This is a genomic window from Streptomyces sp. NPDC048106, from assembly GCF_040706415.1.
In the GTDB taxonomy this organism is placed as follows: Bacteria; Actinomycetota; Actinomycetes; order Streptomycetales; family Streptomycetaceae; genus Streptomyces.
Genome location: NZ_JBEZND010000036.1, coordinates 1 through 25,363 on the forward strand (window position 1 = coordinate 1; position 25,363 = coordinate 25,363).

Annotated in this window: 27 protein-coding genes and 4 pseudogenes; 13 read left to right on the forward strand and 18 right to left on the reverse strand. The window is 69.2% G+C overall.

What is annotated here, in order from left to right:
- Positions 1-117 precede the first annotated feature (117 nt).
- Positions 118-894 (forward strand): alpha/beta hydrolase, encoded by a 777-nt coding sequence (locus tag AB0927_RS29645; RefSeq protein ID WP_366670833.1) that lies wholly within the window; start codon positions 118-120, stop codon positions 892-894.
- A gap of 97 nt (positions 895-991) precedes the next feature.
- Here AB0927_RS29645 and AB0927_RS29650 read toward each other — a convergent pair whose 3' ends face one another.
- Positions 992-1,471 carry a hypothetical protein gene (locus AB0927_RS29650; RefSeq protein ID WP_366670834.1) on the reverse strand — a complete coding sequence of 160 codons (480 nt, stop codon included), beginning with the start codon at positions 1,469-1,471 and terminating at the stop codon, positions 992-994.
- Positions 1,472-1,533: 62 nt separating this feature from the next.
- Entirely contained in the window at positions 1,534-2,313 is a 780-nt protein-coding gene (locus AB0927_RS29655; protein ID WP_366670835.1) for an alpha/beta hydrolase, read from the reverse strand.
- Positions 2,314-2,463: 150 nt separating this feature from the next.
- On the opposite strand from AB0927_RS29655, the pseudogene AB0927_RS29660 reads away from it, so the two are divergent.
- Positions 2,464-3,326: pseudogene (locus AB0927_RS29660) on the forward strand (helix-turn-helix transcriptional regulator).
- Between the two features lie 199 nt (positions 3,327-3,525).
- Positions 3,526-4,134, forward strand: coding sequence for a hypothetical protein (locus tag AB0927_RS29665; protein WP_366670836.1), 609 nt, complete (start codon positions 3,526-3,528; stop codon positions 4,132-4,134).
- 28 nt (positions 4,135-4,162) lie between these two features.
- On the opposite strand, the gene AB0927_RS29670 is transcribed toward AB0927_RS29665, so the two are convergent.
- From AB0927_RS29670 to AB0927_RS29685, 4 genes and pseudogenes are all read right to left on the reverse strand, one after another.
- Positions 4,163-4,909, reverse strand: a complete 747-nt coding sequence (locus tag AB0927_RS29670; protein ID WP_366670837.1) for a hypothetical protein — start codon at positions 4,907-4,909, stop codon at positions 4,163-4,165.
- A complete protein-coding gene (locus AB0927_RS29675) occupies positions 4,906-5,394 on the reverse strand; it encodes a GNAT family N-acetyltransferase (RefSeq protein WP_366670838.1) in 489 nt (162 codons plus the stop codon). Before AB0927_RS29675 ends, AB0927_RS29670 begins: the two co-directional genes overlap by 4 nt.
- A gap of 146 nt (positions 5,395-5,540) precedes the next feature.
- Positions 5,541-5,669, reverse strand: coding sequence for a hypothetical protein (locus AB0927_RS29680; protein WP_366670839.1), 129 nt, complete (start codon positions 5,667-5,669; stop codon positions 5,541-5,543).
- A 313-nt stretch (positions 5,670-5,982) separates the two neighbouring features.
- Positions 5,983-6,809, reverse strand: a pseudogene (locus tag AB0927_RS29685) (IS5 family transposase).
- 337 nt (positions 6,810-7,146) lie between these two features.
- Here AB0927_RS29685 and AB0927_RS29690 point away from each other — a divergent pair.
- Entirely contained in the window at positions 7,147-7,347 is a 201-nt protein-coding gene (locus AB0927_RS29690; RefSeq protein ID WP_366670840.1) for a hypothetical protein, read from the forward strand.
- 3 nt (positions 7,348-7,350) lie between these two features.
- Here the strand turns inward: AB0927_RS29690 and pip are convergent, their stop codons facing one another.
- Together pip and AB0927_RS29700 are read right to left on the reverse strand one after the other, a co-directional pair.
- Positions 7,351-8,310 (reverse strand): prolyl aminopeptidase, encoded by a 960-nt coding sequence (pip, locus tag AB0927_RS29695; protein WP_366670841.1) that lies wholly within the window; start codon positions 8,308-8,310, stop codon positions 7,351-7,353.
- Between the two features lie 96 nt (positions 8,311-8,406).
- Positions 8,407-9,252 (reverse strand): MFS transporter, encoded by an 846-nt coding sequence (locus tag AB0927_RS29700; protein WP_366670842.1) that lies wholly within the window; start codon positions 9,250-9,252, stop codon positions 8,407-8,409.
- Between the two features lie 310 nt (positions 9,253-9,562).
- Here AB0927_RS29700 and AB0927_RS29705 point away from each other — a divergent pair, with 310 nt between their 5' ends.
- The 3 genes and pseudogenes from AB0927_RS29705 to AB0927_RS29715 all read left to right on the forward strand — a co-directional run.
- On the forward strand, positions 9,563-9,736 hold the full coding sequence (locus tag AB0927_RS29705) for a hypothetical protein (RefSeq protein ID WP_366670843.1): 174 nt from the start codon (positions 9,563-9,565) through the stop codon (positions 9,734-9,736).
- Between the two features lie 12 nt (positions 9,737-9,748).
- Entirely contained in the window at positions 9,749-9,985 is a 237-nt protein-coding gene (locus AB0927_RS29710) for a transposase (RefSeq protein WP_366670844.1), read from the forward strand.
- A 38-nt stretch (positions 9,986-10,023) separates the two neighbouring features.
- Positions 10,024-10,149 (forward strand): annotated as a pseudogene (locus tag AB0927_RS29715) (transposase); the annotation flags it as partial.
- 420 nt (positions 10,150-10,569) lie between these two features.
- Here AB0927_RS29715 and AB0927_RS29720 read toward each other — a convergent pair.
- Positions 10,570-11,625, reverse strand: coding sequence for a Rieske 2Fe-2S domain-containing protein (locus tag AB0927_RS29720; RefSeq protein WP_366670845.1), 1,056 nt, complete (start codon positions 11,623-11,625; stop codon positions 10,570-10,572).
- A gap of 212 nt (positions 11,626-11,837) precedes the next feature.
- On the opposite strand from AB0927_RS29720, the gene AB0927_RS29725 reads away from it, so the two are divergent.
- Both AB0927_RS29725 and AB0927_RS29730 read left to right on the forward strand, forming a co-directional pair.
- Positions 11,838-13,277 (forward strand): NAD(P)/FAD-dependent oxidoreductase, encoded by a 1,440-nt coding sequence (locus AB0927_RS29725; protein WP_366670846.1) that lies wholly within the window; start codon positions 11,838-11,840, stop codon positions 13,275-13,277.
- 414 nt (positions 13,278-13,691) lie between these two features.
- Positions 13,692-15,701: a polyprenyl synthetase family protein gene (locus AB0927_RS29730; protein ID WP_366670847.1), complete on the forward strand. Its 2,010-nt coding sequence runs from the start codon at positions 13,692-13,694 to the stop codon at positions 15,699-15,701.
- Positions 15,702-15,770: 69 nt separating this feature from the next.
- Here AB0927_RS29730 and AB0927_RS29735 read toward each other — a convergent pair whose 3' ends face one another.
- From AB0927_RS29735 to AB0927_RS29745, 3 genes are all read right to left on the reverse strand, one after another.
- Entirely contained in the window at positions 15,771-16,604 is an 834-nt protein-coding gene (locus AB0927_RS29735; protein WP_366670848.1) for an ABC transporter permease, read from the reverse strand.
- A complete protein-coding gene (locus AB0927_RS29740) occupies positions 16,601-17,206 on the reverse strand; it encodes an ABC transporter ATP-binding protein (RefSeq protein WP_366670849.1) in 606 nt (201 codons plus the stop codon). Before AB0927_RS29740 ends, AB0927_RS29735 begins: the two co-directional genes overlap by 4 nt.
- Before the next feature lie 67 nt (positions 17,207-17,273).
- Entirely contained in the window at positions 17,274-17,675 is a 402-nt protein-coding gene (locus AB0927_RS29745) for a cholesterol oxidase substrate-binding domain-containing protein (protein WP_366670916.1), read from the reverse strand.
- Between AB0927_RS29745 and AB0927_RS29750 the strand changes: the two genes are divergently transcribed.
- A complete protein-coding gene (locus AB0927_RS29750; RefSeq protein ID WP_366670921.1) occupies positions 17,610-17,783 on the forward strand; it encodes a hypothetical protein in 174 nt (57 codons plus the stop codon). The genes AB0927_RS29745 and AB0927_RS29750 overlap by 66 nt on opposite strands.
- Positions 17,784-17,925: 142 nt before the next feature.
- On the opposite strand, the gene AB0927_RS29755 is transcribed toward AB0927_RS29750, so the two are convergent.
- Both AB0927_RS29755 and AB0927_RS29760 read right to left on the reverse strand, forming a co-directional pair.
- Positions 17,926-18,258, reverse strand: coding sequence for a hypothetical protein (locus AB0927_RS29755; RefSeq protein WP_366670851.1), 333 nt, complete (start codon positions 18,256-18,258; stop codon positions 17,926-17,928).
- The gene (locus tag AB0927_RS29760) at positions 18,258-18,497 is read right to left on the reverse strand and encodes a hypothetical protein (protein WP_366670917.1); all 240 of its coding nucleotides are present in this window, start codon (positions 18,495-18,497) and stop codon (positions 18,258-18,260) included. Before AB0927_RS29760 ends, AB0927_RS29755 begins: the two co-directional genes overlap by 1 nt.
- Before the next feature lie 298 nt (positions 18,498-18,795).
- Between AB0927_RS29760 and AB0927_RS29765 the strand changes: the two genes are divergently transcribed.
- Entirely contained in the window at positions 18,796-19,476 is a 681-nt protein-coding gene (locus AB0927_RS29765) for a class I SAM-dependent methyltransferase (RefSeq protein WP_366670852.1), read from the forward strand.
- A gap of 444 nt (positions 19,477-19,920) precedes the next feature.
- Here the strand turns inward: AB0927_RS29765 and AB0927_RS29770 are convergent, their stop codons facing one another.
- The gene (locus AB0927_RS29770; protein ID WP_366670918.1) at positions 19,921-20,565 is read right to left on the reverse strand and encodes an XRE family transcriptional regulator; all 645 of its coding nucleotides are present in this window, start codon (positions 20,563-20,565) and stop codon (positions 19,921-19,923) included.
- A gap of 144 nt (positions 20,566-20,709) precedes the next feature.
- Between AB0927_RS29770 and AB0927_RS29775 the strand changes: the two genes are divergently transcribed.
- On the forward strand, positions 20,710-21,696 hold the full coding sequence (locus tag AB0927_RS29775) for an alpha/beta hydrolase (RefSeq protein WP_366670853.1): 987 nt from the start codon (positions 20,710-20,712) through the stop codon (positions 21,694-21,696).
- 679 nt (positions 21,697-22,375) lie between these two features.
- On the opposite strand, the gene AB0927_RS29780 is transcribed toward AB0927_RS29775, so the two are convergent.
- Together AB0927_RS29780 and AB0927_RS29785 are read right to left on the reverse strand one after the other, a co-directional pair.
- Positions 22,376-22,678 carry a hypothetical protein gene (locus tag AB0927_RS29780; protein ID WP_366670922.1) on the reverse strand — a complete coding sequence of 101 codons (303 nt, stop codon included), beginning with the start codon at positions 22,676-22,678 and terminating at the stop codon, positions 22,376-22,378.
- 353 nt (positions 22,679-23,031) lie between these two features.
- Positions 23,032-23,211: pseudogene (locus AB0927_RS29785) on the reverse strand (transposase); the annotation flags it as partial.
- Between the two features lie 190 nt (positions 23,212-23,401).
- On the opposite strand from AB0927_RS29785, the gene AB0927_RS29790 reads away from it, so the two are divergent.
- On the forward strand, positions 23,402-24,070 hold the full coding sequence (locus tag AB0927_RS29790; protein WP_366670854.1) for a DUF1963 domain-containing protein: 669 nt from the start codon (positions 23,402-23,404) through the stop codon (positions 24,068-24,070).
- A gap of 322 nt (positions 24,071-24,392) precedes the next feature.
- On the opposite strand, the gene AB0927_RS29795 is transcribed toward AB0927_RS29790, so the two are convergent.
- A complete protein-coding gene (locus tag AB0927_RS29795; protein ID WP_366670855.1) occupies positions 24,393-25,271 on the reverse strand; it encodes an alpha/beta hydrolase in 879 nt (292 codons plus the stop codon).
- Between the last annotated feature and the right edge of the window lie 92 nt (positions 25,272-25,363).

Consider the following 25,363-nt stretch of genomic DNA (forward strand, 5'->3'; position numbering starts at 1 on the left):
AATCCACACCGAACCGGAAGGGCCCTCACCCGTTCAAGATCCCTCAGCCGAGACCTGGCTCACCCGTCCACAACCTCCCCGGACAGAACACCTAGAGCATCGACCGGAAGAGCCATTATGGACACGACGCAGCAGACGCTTCTGCCCGCTTACGACCATCGGCCGGGGACCGGACCGACTCTGGTGTTCCTGCACTATTGGGGCGGTTCCGCCCGCACCTGGGACCTCGTCCTCGACCGCCTCGCAGGCCGTGATGTGCTCACGATCGACTTCCGCGGGTGGAGCCGGTCGAGCGCTCTGCCCGGCCCCTACACGCTCGGTCAGCTCGCCGACGACACGCTCGCCGTGCTCGCCGACGCGGGGGTCACCGACTACGTCCTGGTGGGGCATTCGATGGGCGGCAAGGTCGCACAGCTAGTCGCGGCCACCCGGCCCGCCGGCCTGCGCGGCATCGTCCTCGTCGGCTCCGGCCCGGCGAAGGCCGCCGCACAGATCACCCCCGAGTACCAGGAAGCCCTGTCGCACGCCTACGACTCCGCCGAGTCCGTGGCCGGGGCGCGGGATCACGTCCTCACCGCGACCGAGCTGCCCGCATCCGTCAAGGCGCAGATCGTGACCGACTCGCGGACCGTCACCGACGCCGCCCGCACCGAGTGGCCGCTGCACGGCATCGCGCAGGACATCACCGAGCACACGCGCATGGTCAGCGTTCCCGCCCTCGTCGTCGCCGGAGAACACGACCAGGTGGAGCCCGTCGGCGTGCTCCGCGACAACCTGGTGCCCTACCTCTCCCACCCCGACTTCGTGATGGTCCCCCACACCGGTCACCTGATCCCGCTGGAAGCCCCGGCCGACCTCGTCGACGCCATCACCGCATTCGCGCCGGCAACCTGACCGTCCCCGCGGCCCGACGACGGGCTGCGCCCCTCATCACCCGCCCACGGGCCGGGACAGGGCCGCCGTTAGGCGGTGCCCTTCCAGTGCCGCTGGGTCAGCTCGGCCAGCTGCCGGGTGACGGTGTCGGGTTGCGCGGGCCGATCCGGTTGAAGACGAGCAGCAGCGGCGGGTGCGGCTGGTCGGCGTGACGGCAGTCGGGCGCCCACCAGCGGGTGCGCCACACCGGCCGCTCCTTGCCGTCGACGTCCTTCACCTTCCGCTGGCCAAACCGCATGTACTTGTCGATCTTCGCGGCGAGGATCTGCGCGGACTCGTAGCAGTTGTCGATCTCCACGAACAATAGCGGCACCCCGTCCTCGGGCGTGGTGATGACGATGTCCGCCTGGGCGCCGCCCTTGCCGGGGTTGGACCAGGTGCCGGTCGCGGGCAGCGCCACCTCGGTCGCGTAAGAGGCGATGGTGCCCAGCCCGGCTGGCGCGTCGACTGCCGTCTGCGCGGCGGCGCGGACGTCGGCCGGCTCGCCTGTGAGCTGGGCGAGGTCCGGCTTCGGGCGCAGCAGGGCGAGCACGGCCACGTCTACGACATGCGGCAGAGAGCGCAGGAGAGGCGATGCCCCTCAGTCACGTCATCCGGGGATCAGGCGGCTTCGCCGAGGAACTCCTCGACGAGCTTGGCCAGCTCGGCCGGCTGCTCGACCCGCGCCACGTGGCCGCTCTCCAGCTCGGCGTAGCGGCTGTGCGGGATGGCCGCCGCGAGCTCACGGGAGTTCTCCACGGGGACCAACGCGTCCAGCGTGCACCCGATGACCAGGGTCGGGACCTGGATGCGGGGGAGTGCGGCGCGGATGTCCACCTTCAGGTCGGCGTCGATCTGGCGGAACAGATTCGCGTTCGGATGCATGCCGGTGGCCAGCTCTTCCACGGCTTCGCGGTCGAGGGTGTTGAGGTAGGGGCGGCTGAAGGCCGTCAGCATGGCGTAGCGCGCGAAGGCCGTCGGGTTGTCGGCCAGTGTGCGCCAGACGGTGAGGCCGTTTTGAACGTACGGGTCCGCCGGGCCGCACCAGCCGGAAAGCGTGATCAGCCGGCGCACGAGCTCCGGGTGCTCCGCGGCGAGCAGGGCGGCGACGGGCGCGCCCAGCGAGTAGCCCAGAACGTCCACCGGGCCGGGCCCCAGGTTCACCAGCACAGCGGCCAGTTGGGCGGCGAGCAGCTCGACAGTCAGCTCGCCGCCGTCGTCCTCGGCCGCCTCGCTGCCGGACAGGTCCGGCAGGACGACGGTGTGCCGGTCGGTGAAGTACCCGAGGACCGATTCCCAGGTCACCGATCCCGCGCCGGTGCCGTGCACCAGCACGAGGACGGGCCCGGAGCCCTCCAGGCGATAGGGGATGCGGGCGCCGTCTACGGTCACTGCAGGCATGGTTGCTCTTCCTGTAGAGGGTGGGGGTGTCCGTTCCACCGCCAACGATGCGATGCCGCGGCGCGGATGAGGAGCGGACCGCTCTCCCTGGGACCAGCGAACCCAGGGTCCGCATGTCCGCATGGCTCGCCGATGCCGGACCATGGGAGCATGCGGACCGAACTGAACCGCCGTGAACTCGCCGACTTCCTTCGCCGGTCGCGGGAGCGGCTGCGCCCGCACGATGTCGGGCTGGCCTCCGGGCCCAGGCGCCGGACGCTCGGGCTGCGCCGCGAGGAGGTGGCCCAGCTGGCCGGGATGTCCGCCGACTACCTGATACGCCTGGAGCAGGCGCGCAGCCCGCAGCCGTCCACCCAGTTGCTCAGCGCCGTGGCCCGCGCCCTGCGGCTCACCGAGGACGAGCGCGACCACCTGTTCGTGCTGGCCGGGCACCGCCCGCCGGAAGGCCGCCGGCGGGGAGCCATGTGCGTCCCGGGCTGCTGTACCTCCTCGACCAGCTGACGCGCACCCCCGCACAGATTCTCGGCGACCTGGGTGACCTGCTGGCGCAGAACGCCGTGTCCGAGGCGCTGTTCGGCTGTGTGTGCACGGTGGAGGAACCCGACCGAAACGTGGTGTGGCGGTGGTTCACCGACCCGTTCGTCCGCGAGGCGTACCCGGAGGACGAGCACGAACGGCACGGCCGGCTGGCCGTTGCCGCCCTCCGCACGGCGGTAGCGCGCCGCGGCCCCGGCGACGCCGAGGCAGCGGCGCTCGTCGCCCGGCTGCGGGAGGCAAGCGGCGAGTTCGCCGCGATGTGGGAGCGCCACGAGGCGGCCGTCCGACGGCAGAGCCGACTGCGGGTGCGGCACCCAGAAGTCGGCCTGATCGAGTTCGACTACGAGGCACTCCTCAGCCCGGCCGAAGACCAGCGGCTGCTGGTCTTCACGCCCCCGCCCGGTACACCGAGCGCCGAGGCCCTCGACCTGCTGCGCGTCGTCGGGCCCGAGACGGCGCACCGCAGCCACCGGTGATCAGGAGCCGAGGGCCCGCTCCCGGGTCTCGCAGATGAGGAGCACAGCCACGGTGCTGACCACGGCGGCCGTCCTCGAGAGGTATGAGAGGACGTTCTGAACCGCTTTACCCGATTCGGCCGCTGGCTTGGGACAGGTGGGCTGGTGGCGCGGGGCGACGGAATTGCCCGGGCGGTGCCAGGCGAACGAGGTCGACCCTATGCTGACGGTCGTGCAGGTGCTGGGCATGAGCAGTGAGGACGAGATGGTCGCCTGCTTCTTGCGCGGCGAGCTGTCCAGCCAGAGGTTCGGCAAGAACCTCCGGTCCCACTTGGCGGCGGCCGGGCAGGCCGATCAGTTGCTGACGCATCCGGACCTCTCCGACGCTGGAGCGAACTTCGCACGTCGCGCTCTGCTCGCTGCGACGCGCGGGTACGGCGAGAACCGCGATCTGTTCGAGAACTTCCCCACTCAGGTCACGTGGACCAGGGCACTCCTGTCCGCCGACGAGGCGGCCAGCGTGCGCTACCTCGACTATTCCTACTGGGTCGAACTGTCGGGTGGTAGCCGCCGGCCGACCGACGCGGCTGCACGCATCAAGGCAGGGCTACGGACGTTCGACGTTTCCAACGAAACGTCTGTCGACGCGGCCCAGGCGCTCCTCAGGGGCGAGCGGTTTCCTCCGCTCATCGTCGTCGGCGAGAGGCAGGACAACCTGGTCTGCCTTGAGGGCAACCTGCGCCTGACCGCCTACGCCCTCATCGGCTTCCAGACCGACATCGAGTGCCTGATCGGCATCGCGCCGACCATGGGACGCTGGGCGAAGTAGCCGCACCAAGCCCTCGGCGCCACGAAGGTCAGGAGGGCTGGTGGGCCGGGGAGTTTGGGTGGGGCCGCATCAATAGCAGGTCCTCGCCCCAGGCGTCCAGCACCGCCGCGTGGCCGGCAGCCCGGGCAGCCGCCTCCACCCGGGCGAAGAGCCGCTGCTGCGACGCCACTTCGCCGGTCGCGGTGATCCGGGCGACGGTATCCAGCAGGGCGGCACTCTCCCAGCCGGGCAGCGGGAACCGGTCCAGCTCCCAGGCCAGGTACTTGTTGTAGGGGCGCGGTCGGTGGTCCAGGGCGAAGAGCAGGTCGAGCAGGAATCCGACGCTGGCGGCCGCGTCGAGGTGGCCGGCGAGCGTGTTGCCGTCGCGGTGGTTCTTGACCGAGCGGTAGAGCGCGTTGGCGTAGGCGTCCAGCAGGGTGGCGCCGGACCGGAAGGCATCTTCGGCGCCGAGCTGTCCCATTGCGGCGACGATCCGGGTGACCTCGCCGTCGCGGCGGTCGACCAGCACGCGGGAGCGGGCGATGGCGTACCGCTCCCAGGCGGCGGGCCGGCGGAACCGTTCGAGGGTGGTGACGACCAGGTCGAGCCGCGCGGAGCGGTAGCCGTCGAGCGCGGCCAGCTCGCTCGCCGCGTCGTCGGCGAGGATGACGTAGAGGTCGTGGTCGGAGTGACGGGTGGTCATGCCGTCGTGGGCCCGGGAACCCTTGAGGACGAGCCCGACGACGGCCGGGTCGGCCGTCGCATCGGCGACGAACGCTTTGAAATCCAGTGTCACGCCAGGTCCTTGCGCATCAGGGTGCAGATCGTCTCGTACCGCTGGAGCGAGCCGTCCTCGGCCTCCACGTCCCAGGAGTCGAGCTCGCGGCCGAAAGCCCGGTAGCCCAGGCGTTCGTAGAGGGCGCGGGCGCGCGGGTTGCTCTCCTCGACGCCGAGTTCGGCGCGGGTCAGGCCCCGGGCGCCGATCCGCTGCTCGGCGGAGCGGATCAGCAGCGTGCCGATCCCGCAGGACTGCAAGGCCGGGTGGACGCTGAGTTGCCACAGCGTGCCGGCGCCGGGCTTGACCGTGTAGTCGATGCCGCCGACCGCCACCGGGAGCCCGACCGGCGTGCAGACTGCCAGGTAGTCGATCTCGCCCGCCTCGGCGCGGCGGATCTGGTGGACGAGCTCGCGCACGTGCTTGGGTGAGCCGGCCCAGGTGCAGGCCGGTAGGTCCGCGTCGATGAGGCCGCGCACCGACAGGTGCAGCCTGATCTCGGTCATCGCCGCATCCCTTCGACTCCAGCAGAGGCCGTCTCCCATTTCAGCAAGCTGGTCCCTGTGCCGTCCAAGGGCTTTCGGACCGGCCCCGACGTCAGCCGGTGACGCCCATGGGCGGGGCGCCAGCCCGATTCAACCGTCGGCTTGGGTCAGGTAGGCCGGGCCGCGGCGTTGCTCGGGCGGTGCTGGGCGAACAAGCCGGGTTCGGGCTCGACCAGGACGCCGAGGCTGACCAGGCGCTTGAGCTTGTGCCGGGTGCTCTCGATGTTCTTCGGCATGATGGCAAGGTCGAGATGCTCGCACAGGTCGCGGGCGCCATCGGCCCGGCGGCGTCAGCGAAGACGGTGAGGATGTGTCGGTAGGCCGGGTGGTCCGGCAGGGCTGGCGGCGGATCGGCCGGCTCCGGAGTAGTTGGCGATAGGGCGAGAAGCGTCTTGCGGGTCACCGCCAGGTTCTCCATCTCCTGGTCGAGATCACGCAGGCGCGCGGTGAGCTCGTCGATCTGCGTGCGGAGCTGTTCCGTGGTGGTAGCGAGTTCGCTCCCGTGCGTCGATCCGATCGAGGAACGGTGTGATCTGGGGGTCCATGCGTTCACCCGCGCCAGGTGGGTGTGGTCAGACCGGTCAGCCTGCGCGCCATCACGTCGATCATGGCCCAGCGCACCCTGGACTCGGAGGACTTCGGCCTGCTCTCGTAGTCCCGTACGAGCCGCCTGAACAGCATCAGGATGCCGAGCGTCTGCTCCACGATCCACCTCTTGGCCTGCGGGACGAAGCCGGCGTCCTTGTCGGCGGGGCTGCGTTCGACGATCTCGACGTCGATGCCGACCGTGGTGCCGTGTTCGACGACGGTCCTCTTGAAACCTCGATCCACCAGCGCCTTCTTGATGGTGCCAAGGGGGCGACCTGGCCGAGCAGGGCGATGCCGAACGCGTTGTCGTGGGCGCTGGCGGCCAGCACGGTCACGGCGATGACCAAGCCGAGGACGTCGACCGCCAGCCCGCGCTCGCGGCCGGGCACCTTCTTGGCCGCGTCCTTCCCGGTCGTGGCCGCGGGAACGTTTACCGCCGCGTGGACGCTCTGGGTGTCGATCACGACCAGGCTCGGATCCTCCGACCGCCCGGCCTTCTCGCGGACCTGCCAGCACAGCAGCGTTGATCTTCACGTCCGTGCCGTCGTCGCGCCAGGCCGCGAAGTAGTAGTAGACGGCCGACTTCGGCGGCAGGTCGTGCGGAAGGCAGTCCCACTGGCAGCCGGTCCTGCCCTGATACAGGATCGCATTGACGATCTCCCGTATCTCGTACCGGCCCTGATGCCCGTAGGCGATGGGTGGTCGGCCTTCCACGCCGCAATCGCTGGCTCGATCAGCGCCCACCGCTCATCGGACAGGTCGCTCTTGTAGGGCTTGCGGTCACTCACCCGAACAGCCCAGCAGGACCAAGCCGCGCGACCAGCCCCAACCGCCCAAACCTACACGATCAGGCGACAGTAGAACCGTCATACCGGCTCGGAATGCCCTCCGAGGTCCTCCAGCGGCACAAGCACACCTCGCAGTCCCATCGCAAGCCCTCAACCGACGTCAAAACAGAGGCTCTGGTCCACTTCGTGTGGTCGCGTACACAGGATGACTGTTGATCTTCGCCTAATGGTGGTTTTTAGTGGTCGTGGGCGGTCTGTGCGCGCATGACTGGCTGGCCATGCATGAACCTGGCTCCAGTCATCAGGCCCCTTGGAACCGATCATCTAGGCTGGCGCGGTGACTGATCCGCAGGTCGGCGATCTGCCCAGCAATGGGATGGATTCAGGCTGGGGCGAACTGGTAGGCGTAGAAGTGGAAGCTGCGGGCCAACGACTTCCGGCCCGAGTCAGCGTCTCTGACCGGGTGCTGGCGGCCAGACGGGCTGGCTGCGCAGCGTGGAATCCGAAGGTCACGTTCGAGGTCACGCACGTGCCCTGAGGATCACCGGTTCTTGAACTCCTCGATGGCCGTCCGGACCATCTCCTGCATCGCGTCGCTTCCGGCGTGTCCGGAGTCTTCGACGATGTGGAGCCGCGCGTCCGGCCATGCCTTCGCGAGCTCCCACGCCGTCTGTACTGGGCTGCCCATGTCATGTCGGCCGTGGACCAGCACTGCTGGGATCCCGGCCAGCTTGTGGGCGTTGCGCAGCAGTTGGTCCTCATCCAGCCATGCGCCGTTGCTGAAGAAGTGGGCGCAGATCCGTACGAATGCGATCTGCGCGTCGACTTCGCGATTGCTGTACATGCCGGGTGTGCCGTTGGGCTCGTTCGAGATGACCGCGTCCTCCCAGGCGAGCCAGTCGGCAGCGGCCTTCTCCCGGATCGCCCGGTCAGGGTTCTCCATCAGCCGCGCGTAAGCCGCCAGCAGGTCGCCGTCCCGCTCCTCATCGGGGACAGCGTCGCGGAACCGGTCCCACGCTTCGGGGTAAAACCGCCCGGCGCCCCGGTAGAGCCAGTCGATCTCGGTGCGGCGAGTCGTCGTGACGGCCGGGATGACCATTTCACTGACACGCTCGGGGTGCTGCTGCGCATAGGCCAGGATGAGCGTCGCACCCCAGGAGGCGCCGTTCAGCAACCACCTCTGGATGCCGAGGTGCTCGCGAAGTCTCTCCATGTCGTCGATCAGGTGCTGTGTGGTGTTCAGACTCATGTCCGCCGCCGGGTGGCTGGCGTGCGGGGTGCTGCGACCGCAGTTGCGCTGGTCGAAGCGGATGACGCGGTAGCGCTCGGGATCCCAGGCCCTTGTCGGCCGCTGGGGCGCGCCGGACCCTGGACCGCCGTGAACGTTGAGGGCAGGCTTACCTTGAGGGTTGCCGTACTGTTCGTAGTAGATGCGGTTGCCGTCTCCGGCGTCGAGAAATCCACTGTCGTAGGGATGGGTCGGAGGGTAGAGATCAACCATGACTGTCGACCCTACGAGGTGACTGGGAGGTCTTGCCAACCTGCCAGGCGAGCGCCCCCGATATAGAAGGGGGCACGAAGCCCGAAGGATTCGGCTTCAAGGCCCGCGAGAACAGCGCCGAGCGTGATTCCCGCGCCGATGACCACCTGGTAGGCCATGCCGACGCGCCCCAGTTAAGTGAGCAGGGACGAGTGCCTGGCGGAGGGACACTGCGGTCACGTTCCATGCCAGGTTCGCCGCTCCGTACGCAGCGATGCACGCGCCGGCGATGAGGCCCGAGGAGGCCGCGTCGGCAGCCACTGCGGTGCCTGCCGGCGCGGCAGCCGCCAGCCGCAGAACTCGAGGGGTTCCGTAGCGGGCGCTCAGGCGAGGGGTCGCCATCGCTCCCGCTACGCCTCCGACCGCGAAGGAGGCGACCAACAGGGCGAATCCGAGACTGTTCAGGCCCAGGGTCTGCCGGGCGTAGAGCACCAGAATGGCGATGAGACCCCCACCAACGAAGTTCGTGATCCCAGACATCAGGCAGAGGCGACGGAGCAACGGATGCTGCCAGAGCCAGCGCACCCCCTGAGTCGTGTCGTCGAGCAACGTCCTCCAAGGGTTTGGTGTGGTTTGCGGCCGTGGACGGAAGTCGCCGCTCAATGTCAGGGCCAGTACGGCAGCGGCCGCGAACGACACCGCGTCGGCGGCGAAGGGAAGCGTGGCGCAGACCCCGAAGAGCAACGCGCCGAGCGGGGTGCCGAGGAGGGTGTCGGTGATGAGAGAACCGGACTGCAGAACCGCGTCGGCCTGGAACAGGAGATGTGGGCGCAGCTGACGGTCTACCAGCTTCTGCGGACGGCCATGGTCGATGCCGTGGAGTCGCAGCCGGGCACCGACCCGGACCGGGCCAGCTTCACGATAGCCCTGGAAACCGCCCGCGAGCAGGTCGTACTCGCACACGCTGTCACCAGGGCGGGAGGTTCCGGCGTGTTAGTCGGTGCCATCGGACGGGCGGTCCTGGCCGGGCTGTTGCCATCACGACGGCCCCGGACCAGCCCCCGCATCGTCAAGGCCGGACGCTCGCGCTATCCCTCCCGCCCGGCCGAGTCCCGCCCCGGCAGAGCCGCTCGATCACCGGCCTGCACGTCCGCCTGCGGGCGGCGCCCGCTACCCCTCACCGCTGCCGACGGATCCGCACGGTGACCTCCGCAAGGCGACGGCCGGGCTCCGGCCGATGGGTGCGGGCAACAGGAACAGAACCTTCCACCTCATGGCCGCCGACCCACAGCGATCGTGGCGCCCCCGCGAGGTCGCCACGGCCCTGGGCATCCACAACACCGCGAGCTTCGCCACCCAGATGAGCCCATGGGCAGCCGAGGGCCTCCTACAGAAGATCTCCTACGGCACCTACATGCTTGCCGACTCCTCGAGAAGCACGAGTTGACGGATGCGGCGGATGCGTAACTCCGCGGCCTTGGGCGACCGCGACGTGCTGATGCTGGTCTGCGACGGCCTGTCCGCCCTGCCCGACGCGGTCAACGTCGTCTGGCCGCAGACCGTGGTCCAGACCTGCATCGTCCACTTGATCAGGAACAGCCTGCGCTACGCGTCCGCCGCGACTGGGCCGATGTCGCCCGCGACCTCAAGCCCGTCTACACGGCCGTCAACGAGGACGAAGCCCGCCGGCATCTGACCGAGTTCAACGAGACCTGAGGCAAGAAGTCCCCCTCGATCGCCCAGAGCTGGGAGCGAGCCTGGAACGAGTTCGCCCCCTTCCTCGACCTCCCCGACGCCATCCGCCAGGTCGTTTACACCACAAACGCGATCGAGAGCCTGAACGCCCGCTACCGGCGCGCGGCCCAGGCGTGCGGGCAATTTCCCGACGAGACCGCCGCCCTCAAACGCCTCTACCTGGCCACGCTCCATCAAAGGCTCCGTCCTGTCCGGCGAGGCAGGCGTGAGACAGACGGACGGAAGCAGAAAAGTGAGTTCTTCAGGCCATGGCCCGGATCTGTGAGCCGTGTGCACGGCGTACGCGCCCGGCGGCGCCGGGGGCCCGCCGGAAACCGGGATCACCGATGCGGCAACCCACGAACGTGGCTGTGTTCCCGACTCTACCGCCATGGCGGTGTCACCGCAGGCCAGAGCCTGCGGGACATGCCGCACAGGATCGGCGTGGAGTCGGTGGTCCAAACGTCGTCCGGAAGTAGAACCCTGGGGTTCGACACCTCCCCCACGCGAGCCACCCTCGCGACCGCCGGGCGTCGGAGGCCGGGCTCAGTAGGTGGTCGGGTAGAACTGGCGGGCCCAGTGGCGATAGTGGCCGATTGCCTCGTCGCCTGCGGCGAGGCGGGGGTGTGGTTCGTAGCGTTTGTGGTTCCAGATCGTGATGTCCTGCTTGAGGACTCTGACGGCGGCCTTGCCGACGCCGCGCGCCAGAACCGTCGTCAGCGCGTGCTGGGAGGCGCGTCGGCGCAGGGCCGGCCGGCGTGCCGGGTCGGTGATCGTGCAGGCTGAGGCGAATCGCAGACGAGATGTCCAGGGGGCGATCGGTGTGGGCAGGCTCCACAGGTGGAATCTCAGACCGAATCGGGGCATGTCCACCCTGGAGTAGAGCAGGCCGAGACCGGCCAGCAGAACTGCCTGATCTCCGGAGAGAGTTCCCAGAACGGGGACATGGTCGAGGCCGGACCGCAGCGACAGCCGCAGCAGCGGACCGTCAGTCTCCAGGGGGGCCGTCTCTTCGGTCGGGACCCGGTGCAGGGTGGCTGCGTGCCGGTAGTCGGTGATGTTCTCGATCACTTCTTGCGGGTGGGTGAGCACGTCGGTGCTCCACCACGCGGCCGGTGTCACGTCGGGGCCGGGCTCTTCTGGAAGCTCCCAGGCGGGGGGAGTGCTGTCGTGCCCGTGCCAGGCGAAGATCATGCCGTTGCGTTCCCGCACGGAGTAGGGCTCGGCTCGCGCACGTGGCGGCGGGCCTTCGGGAGTGCGCACGCAGGTCCCGTCCGGGGCGAAGGCGAACCGGTGGAAGGGGCAGACGAGGTTGTCGCCTTCGACGGTGCCGCCTCTGCCGAAGTGAGCTCCCAGATGCGGGCAGTAGGGACGGACCGCGTGGGCGGCACCGGCGCGGGTGCGGTAGAGAACGACGTCCTCGCCGGCGAACCGGCGGGTGATGACGGCCTTTGCGGCCAGGTCCCGGGAGCGGGCGAGGAGGAACCAGCCCGCAGGGTAGGGCAGCGGAGGACCGGCACCTGCGGGACCGGCGGGTTGCGGAACATGTCCCGGACTGCGGCCCGGCTCATGAGGCTGTGCTCGTTGTGTCTGCCACGTCACACTTCGTCATGGAACCACGGTCTTCGGCGGCCCGACAGGGCGCCTGCGGTCTCGAGCGGCAAAGGTCACCCGAACCGGTGAAGATGGCGGCCTGCAGGGCGGAAGTCGCGCCTCAACTGGTTTGTCCTTGAGGGAAGTTGGCGCAAGACGCCACTATGGAAGCAAGCGGCGAATCGAATGACACGGGCGCCCCGAGTCACCGCGGCAATGACGTGGAAGTCCTGATCATCGGGGCCGGCCTGTCCGGAGTCGGCGCCGCGATCGCGCTGCACCGCGCGGGATTCGGCTCCGTGGCCGTCCTGGAGAAATCCCCGCGGCTGGGGGGCACTTGGCGGGACAACACCTATCCGGGATGCGGCTGCGACGTACCCTCCATGCTGTACGAGTACTCCTTCGCACCGCACGACTGGCCCCGAGTCTTCGCTTCCCAGCCGGAGATCCTGCGCTATATCGAGGCCACCGCGGCCGCCCACGGAGTGGCTGACGCGATACGTTACGGCGTCGAGGTACAGACCGCCGCGTGGGACGGGCTCACGCACCGATGGCGCTTGGAGACTACGGCGGGGCCCTACAGCGCCCATGCCGTCATCGTGGCCACCGGCCCCTGGCACCGGCCCCGTTACCCGGACATCGCCCAACTGGCCGAGTTCCCCGGCGCCGTCTTCCACTCCGCCGAGTGGGACCACGGCACCGACCTCACCGGACGCCGTGTGGCCGTGGTGGGTACCGGAGCCTCCACCGTGCAGTTACTCCCGGAGATCCAGCCCCATGTGGCCCGTGCCCATGTCTTCCAGAGCAGCGCCTCATGGGTGCTGCCCAAGCCGGACCAGGCCCTGCCACCACCCCTGCACCGCTTCCTCAAGCGCCGCCCGGCGGTCCGCCGCGCGCTGCGTGCCGGGCACTACTGGACGCAGGAAGGCATCGGATACTGCCTGCGTCATCCACGGACACTGCCGACCCTCGAAAGCCTGGCCCGCCTTCACCTGCGCAGCTGCATAGCCGACCCCGCCCTGCGCAAGGCGCTCATCCCCCGCCACCGGCTGGGAGCCAGGCGCCTGCTGACATCGAATGCCTATTACCGGGCCCTGGCCTGCCCCAACGTCCAGCTGCACCCCACCCGGGTCACCCGCGTGCAAGGCCAGGACGTGATCGGCGCGGACGGCACACGGGTCACCGTCGACACCATCGTCCTGGCCACCGGATTCCATGTCGGTGACATCCCCCTCGCTCATCACGTGCGCGGCAGGCTGAACGAAACACTGGCTCAGACCTGGCGGGGCGGAAGACGGGCCTACCTGGGCACCAGTGTCCACGGATACCCCAATCTGTTTCTGCTCCTGGGGCCCAATATTCTCAGCGGCACCGCGGCGGTGCCCAACGTCCTGGAAGCCCAACTGCGCTACATCACCGACGCACTGAAGTATCTGCGCGGCAGTCAGCACGCCTCGCTCGAGGTACTCGCGGAAGTGCAGAACGCGCACAACGTCCGAATGCAGCAAGCCCTGCGCAACACGGTCTACACCGCCGATCGCACCAGCTACTACTTCAGTCAGCCAGGCATGAACACCTTCTGCTGGCCCTGGTCCTCCAACCGCCTCCGTCGCCTGCTGCACTCCTTCGACCCGAAGGAGTACGCCTGGCACGAGATGTGAACCCGCTCCGAAGGATCCCGGGACGAGCGCCATAGGTGGTGGAGCATTCCGCGTCCACCGCTTCGGCGCACGCCCATGGAGGACAGGGGCTGTAGACCGTGCAAGGCAGGGCTTGACCTGTAAGCCCCCGGCTCCGGTCGGGATCGTTCCCGCGGACAGTGCGGCCAGCGCGTCGTACAGGAGCGTGCGGAAACCACGAGCCGGCAGCGTTTTGCCGGCGGGCCGGCCCGGAGGAAACATGACGGTGGTTCATTCGTCCGGTCAGGGGATCCAGGGGAAACCACTGGCAGAGGTGCCTGTGCCGTTCCGTTCATGGCCGCAAGATGGCTCTCCTGGGAGAGAGGGGATCGGGTCGTTTGCCCGGGCCCATGAGGCCGCCTGCCGGTGGCCACCGAGCAGCGTCAGGAGCACACCATGCCACTCCGTGCCGATCTCACTGCGTTCCCGCATCTGGAGGCCGGCCTGGACCGGGTGCGTGACTTTCTCGGACCGGTAGGCATCCCGGGCCGGTTCGAACTGGCCGCGCTCACCGGAGACCAGTCGGGTGCGTCCGGCGGTCTGGTCCGTCCGACCCTGGCCCTGCTGTCGTACTGGGCGCTCACCGACCCCGCCGCACCGGCCGGCGACCGGGCGGTGCGCGCCGCCGCCGCGGTGGAGATGATGCACCTGGGATCGCTGTACCACGACGATGTCCTCGACCACGCGGACGAGCGCCGGGGCCGCCCCAGCACCAACGCGGTGTGGGGCGCCCACCTCGCCGTGCTGGGCGGTGACTGCGTGATGCTCACCAGCCTGCGCATGATGGCCGAACTCGGCAGGCGCGAGGTGCTGGCAGCCGCGAAGGCGGGCGAGCAGATGTGCGCCAGCATGGTGATCGAGGCCGCCGATCGGTATGTGGCCTTCCGAAGCGAACAGTCCTACCTGGACACCATCGACGGCAAGACGGCCGCGCTGCTGTCGCTGGCGTGCCGGGTCGGCGCCATGCAGGCCGGCCGAGGAGAAGAGCAGGAGGAGCTGCTGGCCGGATTCGGCCGGCAGCTGGGGCTTGCCTATCAGCTGTGCGACGACATCCTGGACCTGACGTCGACCCCTGAAGAGCTGGGCAAGCCGGTCAACACGGATCTGATCGAGGGCGTCTACACGCTCCCCGTGATCCGCGCCGCCGCCCGTGACGCGGGCCTGCGCCGGCTGCTGCGCGAGGGAATGACCCAGAAGGACGCCGCGCACGTCCGCGAACTGGTCATCGCCTCCGGCGCGGTGCAGGAGGGCCAGGAGTTGGTCGAAATCCTGGTGAAGCAAGCCGTCGGGCACCTCACCGGTCTGGCCGGCCCGCCCCACATCCACCGGGCGCTGGAGGCCTGTGCACGGACCCTGCTCGACCGCACGCGCGTCGGCCCGGCACTTCCCCGGCAGAACGAGGGCGCCTCCCGGCGTCATCACCGCACGGCACGGCCGCGTCGGACCATTCGCTCGGCCCGGAACTGGTTCCTTCAGTCCGGCCTCGTCACCGACCCGGCCCAGTTCGAACACCACCAGCTGACGGACATGTTCCGTTTCCCCGTCGACCATCTGCCGCCGAGTACGCAGGACAGGGCGGAGACCGCCGTCGGCCTGCTCGCCATGACCATGCTCTGGGACGACCTCTTCGAAGACCCCCGGCTGGACGATCCGCAGGACGCCACCACACTGCGACGAGGCCTGGTGACAACGCTGCGGCAAGGTCCGCACGCGTCCTGGACACAGGCCGCGATCCCCAGGGCCTGGGCACAGCTGTGGCCACGCCTGTGCGAGGGCAGGACGACCGGCTGGCAGAAGAGGTTCCTGGACAGCTTCGAGACACGGTGCGAGGCAAGCGAACGCGAAGTACACCACCGTCTCAGCGGCCATGTCCCCGCCACGACCGACTACCTACCGCTGCGTGCGGCGAGGAAGAGCGATGACATCGCCTTCGCCTTCTTCGATGTGTGGCTGGATCAGGAAGTCCCCCCGAAGGTGCGCAGCCACCCCGTCGCCCGCCGCATCGAAGAACTCGTCGGCTCGGTGGTCTTCATGGAGAACGACTTGGTGGCACCGGAGCAGGACGAATCCGAGCAAAGCCCTTACAGCCTGGTCAGGATGGTCCGTCACGAAACGGGCTGCACCTTCGAGGAAGCCGTCACACACGTCAGGCGCAGGGCGGCCGAGCGGCGCGCCCAGCTCGATGCCACAGCCGCCTACGCACCAGTGCTGCTGCGCGCGCTCTCCGGCCGCACCGGCCGGGAGGAGGGGCAGGTGTCGCTCTACGAGAACCTGATGAGCGTGCTGCCGGTGCTGCGCCGACTCGACCGGTCCCGGGGCAGCGGCGCCGTCGCCTCTCAGAACCTTGACCTGGAGCGCCTGCGCCGTGAGATCTGCCGCCCAGCGGCCTCGTCCGCCCCGTCCTGAGCCCCCGCAAGAACGGGAAACCGGCAGAAAAACCCCGCCTGCCGACCGGTGCGGCCGTGCGGAAACGCCTCAGCCGCCGGCCGTCTCCTTGGACGGCTCGGCCGCACGACGCCGGGGAAGCCAGGGCCGCACCTGCGCACCGGCACGCAGAGCCGACCGAGTGCGCCGGCGGAAGGCGAGCAGACCGACCAGGGCGCTGGTGACGAACCAGGTGAGCTGCACCACGAAGTACACCCCCGGCATGGTGGCCGAGAAACCTGCGGCGGCGCCCGCCTGCATCGCACCGTAGGAGGGCAGCCACTGAATCATCCAGCTGTTCGCCCCGCTGCTGGCGACGGGATTCTGCAGGGCGACATCGACCACGCTGATCATCACGATGGCGAACATGCCCTCCACCTCCCTGCGCAGCAGCACACCGAGGGCGACACCCAGTGCCCCGTACGTCATCGCCGCGCAGAACAACGCCAGGGCAAGCAGCACCGGCTGACGTGGAGACCAGTGGCAGAGCATGACGAAAGTGGCGTACACGGAGACGGTCCCCGCGCTGAGCACCAGGCAGGCCACCTTCGCCAGGCCCAGCGGAACACGGGGAAACCCGGCCAGCGACAGCCTCCTGTCGAACGCTCCGCTGCTGTAGGTGGCCGCGAACATCATGAAGCCGACGATCAGCGTGACCGCGTTCAGTGCGCCGGTGACCTGGGTGAGCCGGTTGCTGTCCGCGTGCAGGACGGCGCCGGTCGCCCGCAGCCGGAACTGCGCCGGCGCTTCGGACATCGCGAACCGGGCGAGGGTGACCCACACCGGCACGAACAGGGCCACCAGCAGCATGGCGAACCGGTTACGGGCATGTTCGATCAGCCCATAGCGCGTAGCGATCGCGAGCAACCGCAGAAACCGTCTCACCGAAGCCCCTCCCCCGGGCGGCCCAGAACGCCGTCCCGCAGCTGCCACACGTCGTCAAGACGGTCGATGTCGTGCGCCAGGTGCGACACCACCAGGACAGAACGGCCGGCGTCACGGAATCGCCCGGCCAGTTCCCAGAACCGCAGATACGTCTCCCAGTCGAAGCCCTGGTACGGCTCGTCCAACAACAGCACCTGCGGGTCGTGCATCACGGCAAGTGTCAGATTGAGCTTCTGCCGAGTGCCGCCACTGAGCGTCCCCACCAGCTCACCGCTGTACTCGGCGAAGCGCAGCACCTCCATGGCCTCCTCGGCGCGCCCGGTACCGGACAGCCCGTAGGCCACCGCGAAGAAGTCGATATGCTGACGGACCGTCAATGACTCATTGAGGATCATCTGTTGGGGGCAGTACCCGAACCGTCCGCCGTGACGCACCACACCCTGGTCCGGACTCATTTCGCCGGAGAGGATCTTCAGCAACGTCGACTTGCCCGATCCGTTCTCGCCGACGACGCCCATGAGAGTTCCGGTGGGCAGTACCAGGTCGACCCCGCGCAGTACGGCCCGGTCGCCATAGGCATAGCGGACACCTTCCACCTTCATTCGCCGTGCCTTCCGTGCTCGCCGCTCACCCTCTCAACGACTCGCCCGGCGCATGGAAACGCTGACGTCACGCAAGCGAGCTGGTCCAGGTTTCCGGCGGTTGTCTCCCACACCGTGTTGCCGAGGGCCGCGTCGGGCAGTTCCGTGCCGATGACCTGATCGTCGTTCCAGGCGGCGGGGCCTCGGTGGAGCAGTGATCAAGATCTGGTGCCCGGCAGGGTCGTGACGTCCATCCATACGGTCGTGTCCCAGCGCGGGACGGCAGCGGGGCCTGCGCGCCGGGCAGGCCGGTGTCGGCGGGACGGTCGAGGCCGGTGACGCGGACGTCGAACTGGCCGTTCACCGGGAACTGCCCGCGGGCGGCGTACGTGTTGAGCAGCTCGTTGTAGTGGCTGGTGAACTCATGGACGACCAGCTGCACTTGGTATCTGGTGGTGAGTACCGTGAAGCCCGCCGTCGTGAAGCGCAGCGTGGTCGGTCTGAGGTACCGAAGGACGCTGCCACCAGCGGCCGGGAGCGCTACAACCTCAACGACCAGACCCGCATCCTTAAGATCAACCGCACCGCCTGCGGATAAGGAAACGCCGGGAAGAGGGGGGGCAGCGCTCTCTCGTATCCCCCCTCTTCCCGGTTCAGCCGGCCGTCGGCGCACTCCGCGGTCGGCGGTTCATGCCGCGTACCGGCCCTCGCTCAGCCGGGCAGCGTGAGATGCCGCCTGGTCAGTGGTGGCGGTGGCCCCAGGAGCGGGAGTCGACGAAGCGGTGGTGGTCGTTGCGCAGGGTCGCGGTGTCGCAGGTGCTGTTCCAGACGTAGGCGCGGCGGTCCTGATAGAGGTCGTGGCGGGAGTCGGGGCCGGTGCCGGTGTGGACGCGGACCGTGGAGCGGCCGTCGAGGGTGTAGGTGTGGCCGCCGATGTCGGGGTCGACGGAGATGACGACCGGGGCGCGGGCCAGGGCATGGATCTCCGCTTCGCTGGTGATGTTCTCCAACTGCTTGGCGGCGGAGTCGGAGTAGGCGATTCTGGCGCGGCGCGGGCCGTGCTGTGGGGCCATCAGGCGACGGCCGGGCGCTGGCGAGCGAGGTGGGCCTCGTGCAGTTCCTCCCATGGCGTGCACTGATCGGGTTCCGGCAGTCCGTTGGTGGCGATGTCCTCCGGCACGGCGGCGAACCGGTCGGCGTCGGCGCGGGTCTTGGCCGCGTACGCGCGCACCGCGTCGGCGGCCGCGGGCTCCAACTGCTGCCGGGTGGCGGTGCCGGCGGGGGCCGGCTGTTCGCTCGTCGAAGGCTCCAGAGGGCAGGACTGGCGTGTCTCACCACGGTATCGCCGGGCAAACGGGCCGGGGACCACTCCGGAAGAACCGGCCCGCGGTGATCTGTGACAGCGAACCTTGCCCGATTGTCGCCGAAGATCGATTGACGACGGTTTGTGCCATCGAAGACCGACTGCGCAGGTCAAGGATGCCGCGGTCGGCCTGTTTCGATGACGTCCAGTGCGACTACGCCCGGCTGGTCCTCGCCTCTTGGACGCCGTTTTGCCGGAGCGGCAACAGGAGTGGCGTGACCGGGCCACGATGGGGGACGTTGGGCCCGTGACCGACAACATCACAGCGGGATCGCCCGCGTCTGACACTTCCTTGCCTGGCGACGGATACGTCGGAGACCCCGCGGTGCGGGCGGAGTGGGACAACCGATACGCCGACCGGCAACAGCTGTGGAGCGGTCAGCCCAACGGTGCGCTCGTGGCCGAGGTCGCCGGGCTCACGCCTGGGCGGGTGCTCGACGTCGGCTGCGGCGAGGGCGCGGACGCCGTCTGGCTCGCGCGCGGCGGCTGGGACGTGACCGCGCTCGACGTCTCGGGCGTGGCGCTGGAGCGGGCGGCCGGGCACGCGCGGGACGCAGGCGTCACCGTTCGCTGGGTACACGCCGCGCTGACGGAAGCGGCGCTCCCGCCGGCCTCCTTCGACCTGGTCTCCGCTCAGTATCCAGCCCTGCTGCGCACCCCAGACGCCGCAGCCGAGCGAGCGCTGCTCGCGGCCGTCGCGCCCGGCGGCGTGCTGCTGCTCGTACACCACGCGGGGATGGGCACCCAGCAGGCGCACGACAGCGGCTTCGACCGGGCTGACTACGTCTGGCCCTCGATGGTCGCCGCCCTGCTCACCGACGACTGGAAGGTGGAGGTGAACGAGCAGCGACCACGCGTGGCACCCGACGGCGGCGCCGGCGCGCACCATGCCGACGACCTGGTGCTGCGTGCGCGACGGCTGCGCTGAGCCCCTCCGCTCACAGCAGTCCCGGCATCTGGGCAGACTGGGTGACCGAGCCACCGAAAACGGGCTGCGGCCTCTCATAGATCAAGGGTGTTCTCGCTACTTCGAAACCGCGTAGTCTTTCCGGCTCGGGTGCCGATGAGTCCGCGTCAGCGGCCTGCCCCGCTCCGAAGCCACCGACAATCGGGATTGTGTTCAGCACATTGACCTGGGCGGTCAATCTTAGTTGGCACGAACTGAGCAGTGGTTGACCTTCGATGGCAAACGGTCAAGGTTCACTGCTCAGGTCATGCGGCTACGTTGCGTACTCCCCCGGGTGCGCGTGAGCCCAGCCCTGGCTGTCACGATCTCTCGCTCGAAAAACCAGCCTGAAGGCCGTTCCGGCCTCGTGTCGCACCCGAAGCTCAGTAGTTGTCACCGGCGAGGCACGCGGCCTGTCACAACTGCTCATTCAGCAGCCTTTCTGTCAGTCCCGCGACCAGCGGCTGGAGGGGTGCGCAGCCGTAGACGTTCTCCTTGAGGCCCGAACATGATCAGATACTCGACCGGTCCGGTGGATCCGGCGTTTGCGACTCCGTGGGGGATGCGGGTGTCGAACTCGACGACGTCCCCGGCAGTCAGGACGAGGTCCTGGTTGCCGAGTGCGATCCACAACCGCCCATAGAGGACGCACAGCCACTCGTAGCCCTCGTGGGACACCTGGCGGGGCCGCCCAAGCGGTTCCGCGACGGCAGGCAGCACATGCTTGTGGGCGTGCAGGCCGCCGACGTACCGGGTCAGCGGCAACACCGCCTTGTCGTCGCCGAAGCTGTGCGGCGCCGCGCTGCGGGGCTCGGCCGCAGGCGCGGGTGCGGGTGCGGGTGCGGGTGCGGTGCCGACCAGCTCGTCCAAGGCGACTCCGTATTCCTTCGCAAGCTGCAGCACCACCTCCAGGGTGGGCTTGCGCCGGCCGGTCTCGATCCGCGACAGCGTGCTGGGCGAGATGCCGGTCGCGCAGCTGACAGCGGCGAGTGTGACGCCACGGCGCTCGCGCACGACCCGCAGCCGCGGCCCCATCGCCGCCAGCGTCTGGGCCACGTCGTCCTCTGCCACCATCCTCGTCCTTCCCGCCGTGCCTCTTCACCGCCCTGTCCTGCAACCTTGCCAGAATGGCAACGCTGATCGCGCCGAGTGGCCGCAGCGCCGCATGATCGATGGGTTCCCGTCGGCCGCCCACGAACCGAGGAGAAGTCCCCCATGCGATCCGAGCCGACCACCGCACTCCGCCACCGCACCGTCCAGGCCCCAGCCGGACGCCTGCACCTGGTAGAGCAGGGCACCGGCCCGTTGGCCCTGCTCGTGCACGGCTTCCCCGAGTCCTGGTACTCCTGGCGCCACCAGCTCCCGGCCCTCGCCGCGGCAGGGTACCGGGCAGTGGCGATCGACGTGCGCGGCTACGGCCGCTCCTCCAAGCCCGCCGCAACCGACGCCTACCGAATGCTCGACCTGGTGGAGGACAACGTCGCCGTCGTGCGCGCCCTCGGCGAGGAGAGCGCGGTGATCATCGGCCACGACTGGGGCTCCAACATCGCCGCCGCCTCCGCCCTGCTCCACCCTGGAGTCTTCCGCGCGGTCGGCTTGCTGAGCGTCCCTTACGCGCCGCCCGGCGGCCCTCGCCCAACCGACATCTTCGGCCAGATCGGCGGCCCCGAGCAGGAGTTCTACGTCTCCTACTTCCAGGAGCCCGGCCGCGCCGAGGCCGAGATCGAGCCCGACGTCCGAAGCTGGCTCGCAGGCTTCTACGCGGCCCTGTCCGCCGACACCATGCCCGCCGAGGGCGATCCCGACCCGCACTTCGTCGCCCACGGCGGCCGGCTGCGCGACCGTTTCCCCGCTGGCCCGCTTCCGGCATGGCTGAGCGAGGAGGACCTCGACGTGTACGCCGGGGAGTTCCAGCGCACCGGCCTGACCGGCGCCCTCAACCACTACCGCAACATGGACCGCGACTGGGAAGACCTCGCCCCGCACCGCGGAGCCCCGATCAAGCAGCCATCCCTGTTCATCGGCGGCGCCCTGGACGCCTCCACCACCTGGATGTCCGACGCCATCGATGCCTACCCCACCACTCTCCCCGGCCTGTCGGCCTCCCACCTCCTGGACGGCTGCGGCCACTGGATCCAGCAGGAGCGCCCCGACGAGGTCAACCGCCTGTTGACCGACTGGCTCGCCACCCTCCAGGGCTGAGTCAGGCAATCCAGGGGTAGCAGTCCGCGCACTGGCCCGGCCCCAGGCAGCGGCGCCGGAGCCGTGACGTAGGGAGCACGGGTCGGCCGGCTGGAGCGGCATACTGCGCTGGCTCTGTTCACGAGTACCGGCTCTGGCACGATTTGAGTGGGGAGTCACGCTACGTGGCTGAGGCTGTCAGGGGATCAGATCTGATGTCCCGGGTGCCGGGCGTTCCAGGAGCTGATTATCGATGCTCGTTGATCGTCGAGATTCACGACGTCTCCCGGGGGTGCTGGGGCGAAGATGTCGACTATCTCCGGGGCCTCGCTCCGGGGTTCTGAGTGGCGAACATACGCCTGTCGGCCGTTGGTGAACTGGCGTAGTTGTCCGGAAGGGTGGACGTTAGGGCGGGCTCCCTGGCAGCACAGGAGGCGGCCATCATGTTCGAGTTGGCGCCGGGCCTGGGAGAGGCAGTCGAGATAGTCGGTCCCGCTGAACTCTGTGCGTGAGTGAGTGTCGAGAAGCGCGATGAGAGCGGTGGACGGATCACCGAGGTAGATGGTGACGTGACGCACCAGGCCAGCAGCGTCAACGGTCTGAATGCCTATCTCCTCGGTCCACTTCGGTCGAGGAACGCTGGTGTCATCGGTGTTGCCCTGCTCGGACCGGCTGTTCATACCGACCATGGTCTCTGCCGTCAGCAGGACTGGGAAGCCTTCACCCTGCCAGCAGGACGCGCTTGCGGATGGCCCTGTCGCTCGGTGAGGATCCGGGCGAACGAGCGGACGTGGCCGGTGAGGGCTTCGAGTTCGGGACAGTGGACCAGGACGGCCTTGAGCCGAAGCCGATCGGCTTCGGCAAGGGAATCGGGATGGCAGAGTATCCAGCCAGCGACCGTGCGGGGTGAGGGTGGGGGCGCGGCGACCGGATCGACCGAAAGGCGCTTGGTGCGGAAGTAGGCGCGAACTCGCTGGTAGCTGCCTTTGTAGCCGAGCGGCACGATCTCCTCCCATGGAGCTGTCGTTGGATCGCACGGCGGCTGTGGCCGGCGGCCGGCAGAGTGTGGACGGCGGCATGGTTCGACCGGGTTCTGTCGGCGAACCGGTGGCCCGTCGGCCACGGCGAGCCTGTGGAGTCGACCGGTTCGGGTTCCTTGCCCTGCTGCGGCGGGTCGGGAGCGTGCCACGCAAGCAGCCTCGACGATCGGCGATACAGCGTCCGGCGGCTTCGCTGAGGATGTGTCAGAGGTGCCGTCGGACTGCGACTGCACCGCTTGAGGGGCCCAACGGTGGCGCCTTCGGCGAAGAACGGGGCCCGGTCCCGGCACACCGCCTCGATCCCTGGTCTCTCAGCCAGCCAGGTTGCCAGGCTCGATGCCTCCCGATCCGGTAGCAGGTCCACCGGCCGACGCGTCTCGACGTCGACCAGCACCGTGCCGTAGTGGCGGCCCTTGCGCGTCGCGTACTCATCGACGCTCACCACGCGCGGCGCTGGGAACTCCGGTTCGGGCAGCGCCTCGACCAGCCGCAGCACCGTGCTGCGGCTGACGGATGCCCGTCCATGAGCCCCTTAGGGTGGCCCGGTGACCGACGCGAGCATGGACAGAGTGAACCGCTTCCGGGCCGAGGCGGCATCCCAGGGTCTGCCATCGGAGGAGGTGGAGGAATGGATACGTGTCGCGCGTCCGGCAGCGTACTTGGCGGAGGGCGGTGACGGTCCCCTCGTGGCCCGGATCGGCGGCGACCCCATGCTGCCGCACGGCGTGCCGAGGCCGTCCGATCACTTCGTGGCCTCCGTCGACCTCGCGGCACTCCCGCCGGGCGCCACCGGCCTCCCGCTCCCCGCCGACGGCCACCTGCTCCTCTTCTCCGGCACCGATATGCACGGCATCGGGGGGCAGGTGTCCGACGCGGTGCTGTACGTCCCCACCGGGGCCCCGACAACCTCAAGCCCCCTCGAACCCAGTGGTCGCGAGCCGTACCGCCCGCGTGAGCTCCGCACCGTCTGGCACCAGCCGAGCGCCCAGATGCCGGAGAGCTTCGCCCTCGACAGATGGGGCGACTTCCCCGACGACGAGCAGTTCGAACTCGCCGACGAACTCAGCGACGCCTGGGCACAAGTGGGCGGCCACCGCCCCTCCTGGGCCTTGCAGATCGGCGGCCACCCGGTCTCGCCCCAGAACGACCCCGTCCACTACGCCCGTGGTGGTCCCTCCGAGCAGGGCGGCACGGCCCACGGAGAGGACGCCGACGACTGGGCTCTCCTGGCCACCTGGAGGTGCGGCGACGACGTCACGGAACTGGACTCCGGCGTGGCCCATTGGGTGGTCCGCCGCCGGGACGTGGCGGCCCGGCGCTTCGACCGGGTCCACCGTTACGTCGAAATGGCCTGAACGCATGGGGCAGGGGCGGCCGGCTCCACGACGCTCACGGCTGCCTTCCCGCCACGCCCAGCCGGTCCGTGTCGTCACCATGGCAATCGTTCTGCCCGGCAACCCACTGCCGTCCCCCGGCCCCGGCCCCCGGCTGCCCGTGAAAGGTTTACGGCCGTAGGCCCGCAGGGCGCTGCCCACGCCCTGGTGAGCGGCGCCGGGTCTTCCCGGGCAGCGTCCACGACCGTGGGCGGGCGGTTCACCGGCCACCGGATCGCGGGGCTGGTCCGGTGGCCAAGAACGCGGGGCTTGCCCGCCGCCTCTCATCGCTCGGGTGGAGGGTTCAGCGGAGCAGCAGGTCGCGGATCGCCTCGGTGATCTCGTCGGGTGCCTCCTCGGCCATGAAGTGCCCCGCGCTGGTCAGCCGGTGGTCCAGGTCCGGCGCCCACGCGTGCCAGACCGCGGCGGCGTCATAGCCCAGGCGCGCGCCCCAGTCCTGCTGGACGACCATCACGGGCATGGCCAGCTGGGAGCCGGCGTCCTGGTCCGCCTGGTCGTGTGTGACGTCGATGCCCGCCGAGGCACGGTAGTCCGCGACGATCGACGGCACGGCCGCGGCGCTGGCCCGCAGGTACGCGGACCGGACCGGTTCCGGCATGGCCGCCGGGTCCCTGGCCCAGGCGTCGAGGAAGGAGCCGAAAAAGGCGTCAGCACTGTTGGCGATCATCGTCTCCGGCAGCCCTGGCGGCTGCGCCATGAGGAACAGGTGGTAGCCGACCGCTGCCGGGACACCGTGCAGGACGTTCCACATGTCCAGGGTCGGCACAACGTCGAGAATGCCCACGTGCGAGAGGGTCTCGGGATGGTCCAGTCCCGCCCGGAAGGCGACGAGGGCGCCTCGGTCGTGGCCGACCATGGCGAAGCGCTCATGGCCGAGCGCCGCCGCCAGGGCGACGACATCGGCGGCCATGGTGCGCTTGGAGTACACCTCAGGGCCGGTGGCCACCGGCTTGTCACTGGCGCCGTAGCCGCGCAGGTCGGGACAGATCACCGTGTGCTCGTCGGCGAGCCGCTCGGCGACGTGCCGCCACATCAGGTGACTCTGGGGGAAGCCGTGCAGCAGCACGACCGGGCTGCCATGGCCGCCGACGGCTGCGGCCAGCTCCACTCCGTCGGTGCCGGGCAGACGGACGTGGTCGAAACCGGGGATGGCAAAGGTCATGAAGGGCCCGTTCCTGGGGTCGGGGGACCGGCGAAAGCCGTGGTCCGAGGACTGACGGAATCAGCGTGGGTGACGGCGATCAGCAGCCGATC

Coding starts and splice junctions, on each gene's coding strand:
- AB0927_RS29645 (WP_366670833.1), top strand. CDS start 118: ATGGACACGACGCAGCAGACGCTTCTGCCCGCTTACGACCATCGGCCG.
- AB0927_RS29655 (WP_366670835.1), bottom strand. CDS start 2,313: ATGCCTGCAGTGACCGTAGACGGCGCCCGCATCCCCTATCGCCTGGAG.
- AB0927_RS29665 (WP_366670836.1), top strand. CDS start 3,526: ATGCTGACGGTCGTGCAGGTGCTGGGCATGAGCAGTGAGGACGAGATG.
- AB0927_RS29675 (WP_366670838.1), bottom strand. CDS start 5,394: ATGACCGAGATCAGGCTGCACCTGTCGGTGCGCGGCCTCATCGACGCG.
- AB0927_RS29680 (WP_366670839.1), bottom strand. CDS start 5,669: ATGCCGAAGAACATCGAGAGCACCCGGCACAAGCTCAAGCGCCTGGTC.
- pip (WP_366670841.1), bottom strand. CDS start 8,310: ATGGTTGATCTCTACCCTCCGACCCATCCCTACGACAGTGGATTTCTC.
- AB0927_RS29705 (WP_366670843.1), top strand. CDS start 9,563: ATGGCCGCCGACCCACAGCGATCGTGGCGCCCCCGCGAGGTCGCCACG.
- AB0927_RS29710 (WP_366670844.1), top strand. CDS start 9,749: ATGCGTAACTCCGCGGCCTTGGGCGACCGCGACGTGCTGATGCTGGTC.
- AB0927_RS29730 (WP_366670847.1), top strand. CDS start 13,692: ATGCCACTCCGTGCCGATCTCACTGCGTTCCCGCATCTGGAGGCCGGC.
- AB0927_RS29740 (WP_366670849.1), bottom strand. CDS start 17,206: ATGAAGGTGGAAGGTGTCCGCTATGCCTATGGCGACCGGGCCGTACTG.
- AB0927_RS29750 (WP_366670921.1), top strand. CDS start 17,610: ATGGACGACCAGCTGCACTTGGTATCTGGTGGTGAGTACCGTGAAGCC.
- AB0927_RS29755 (WP_366670851.1), bottom strand. CDS start 18,258: ATGGCCCCACAGCACGGCCCGCGCCGCGCCAGAATCGCCTACTCCGAC.
- AB0927_RS29775 (WP_366670853.1), top strand. CDS start 20,710: ATGCGATCCGAGCCGACCACCGCACTCCGCCACCGCACCGTCCAGGCC.
- AB0927_RS29795 (WP_366670855.1), bottom strand. CDS start 25,271: ATGACCTTTGCCATCCCCGGTTTCGACCACGTCCGTCTGCCCGGCACC.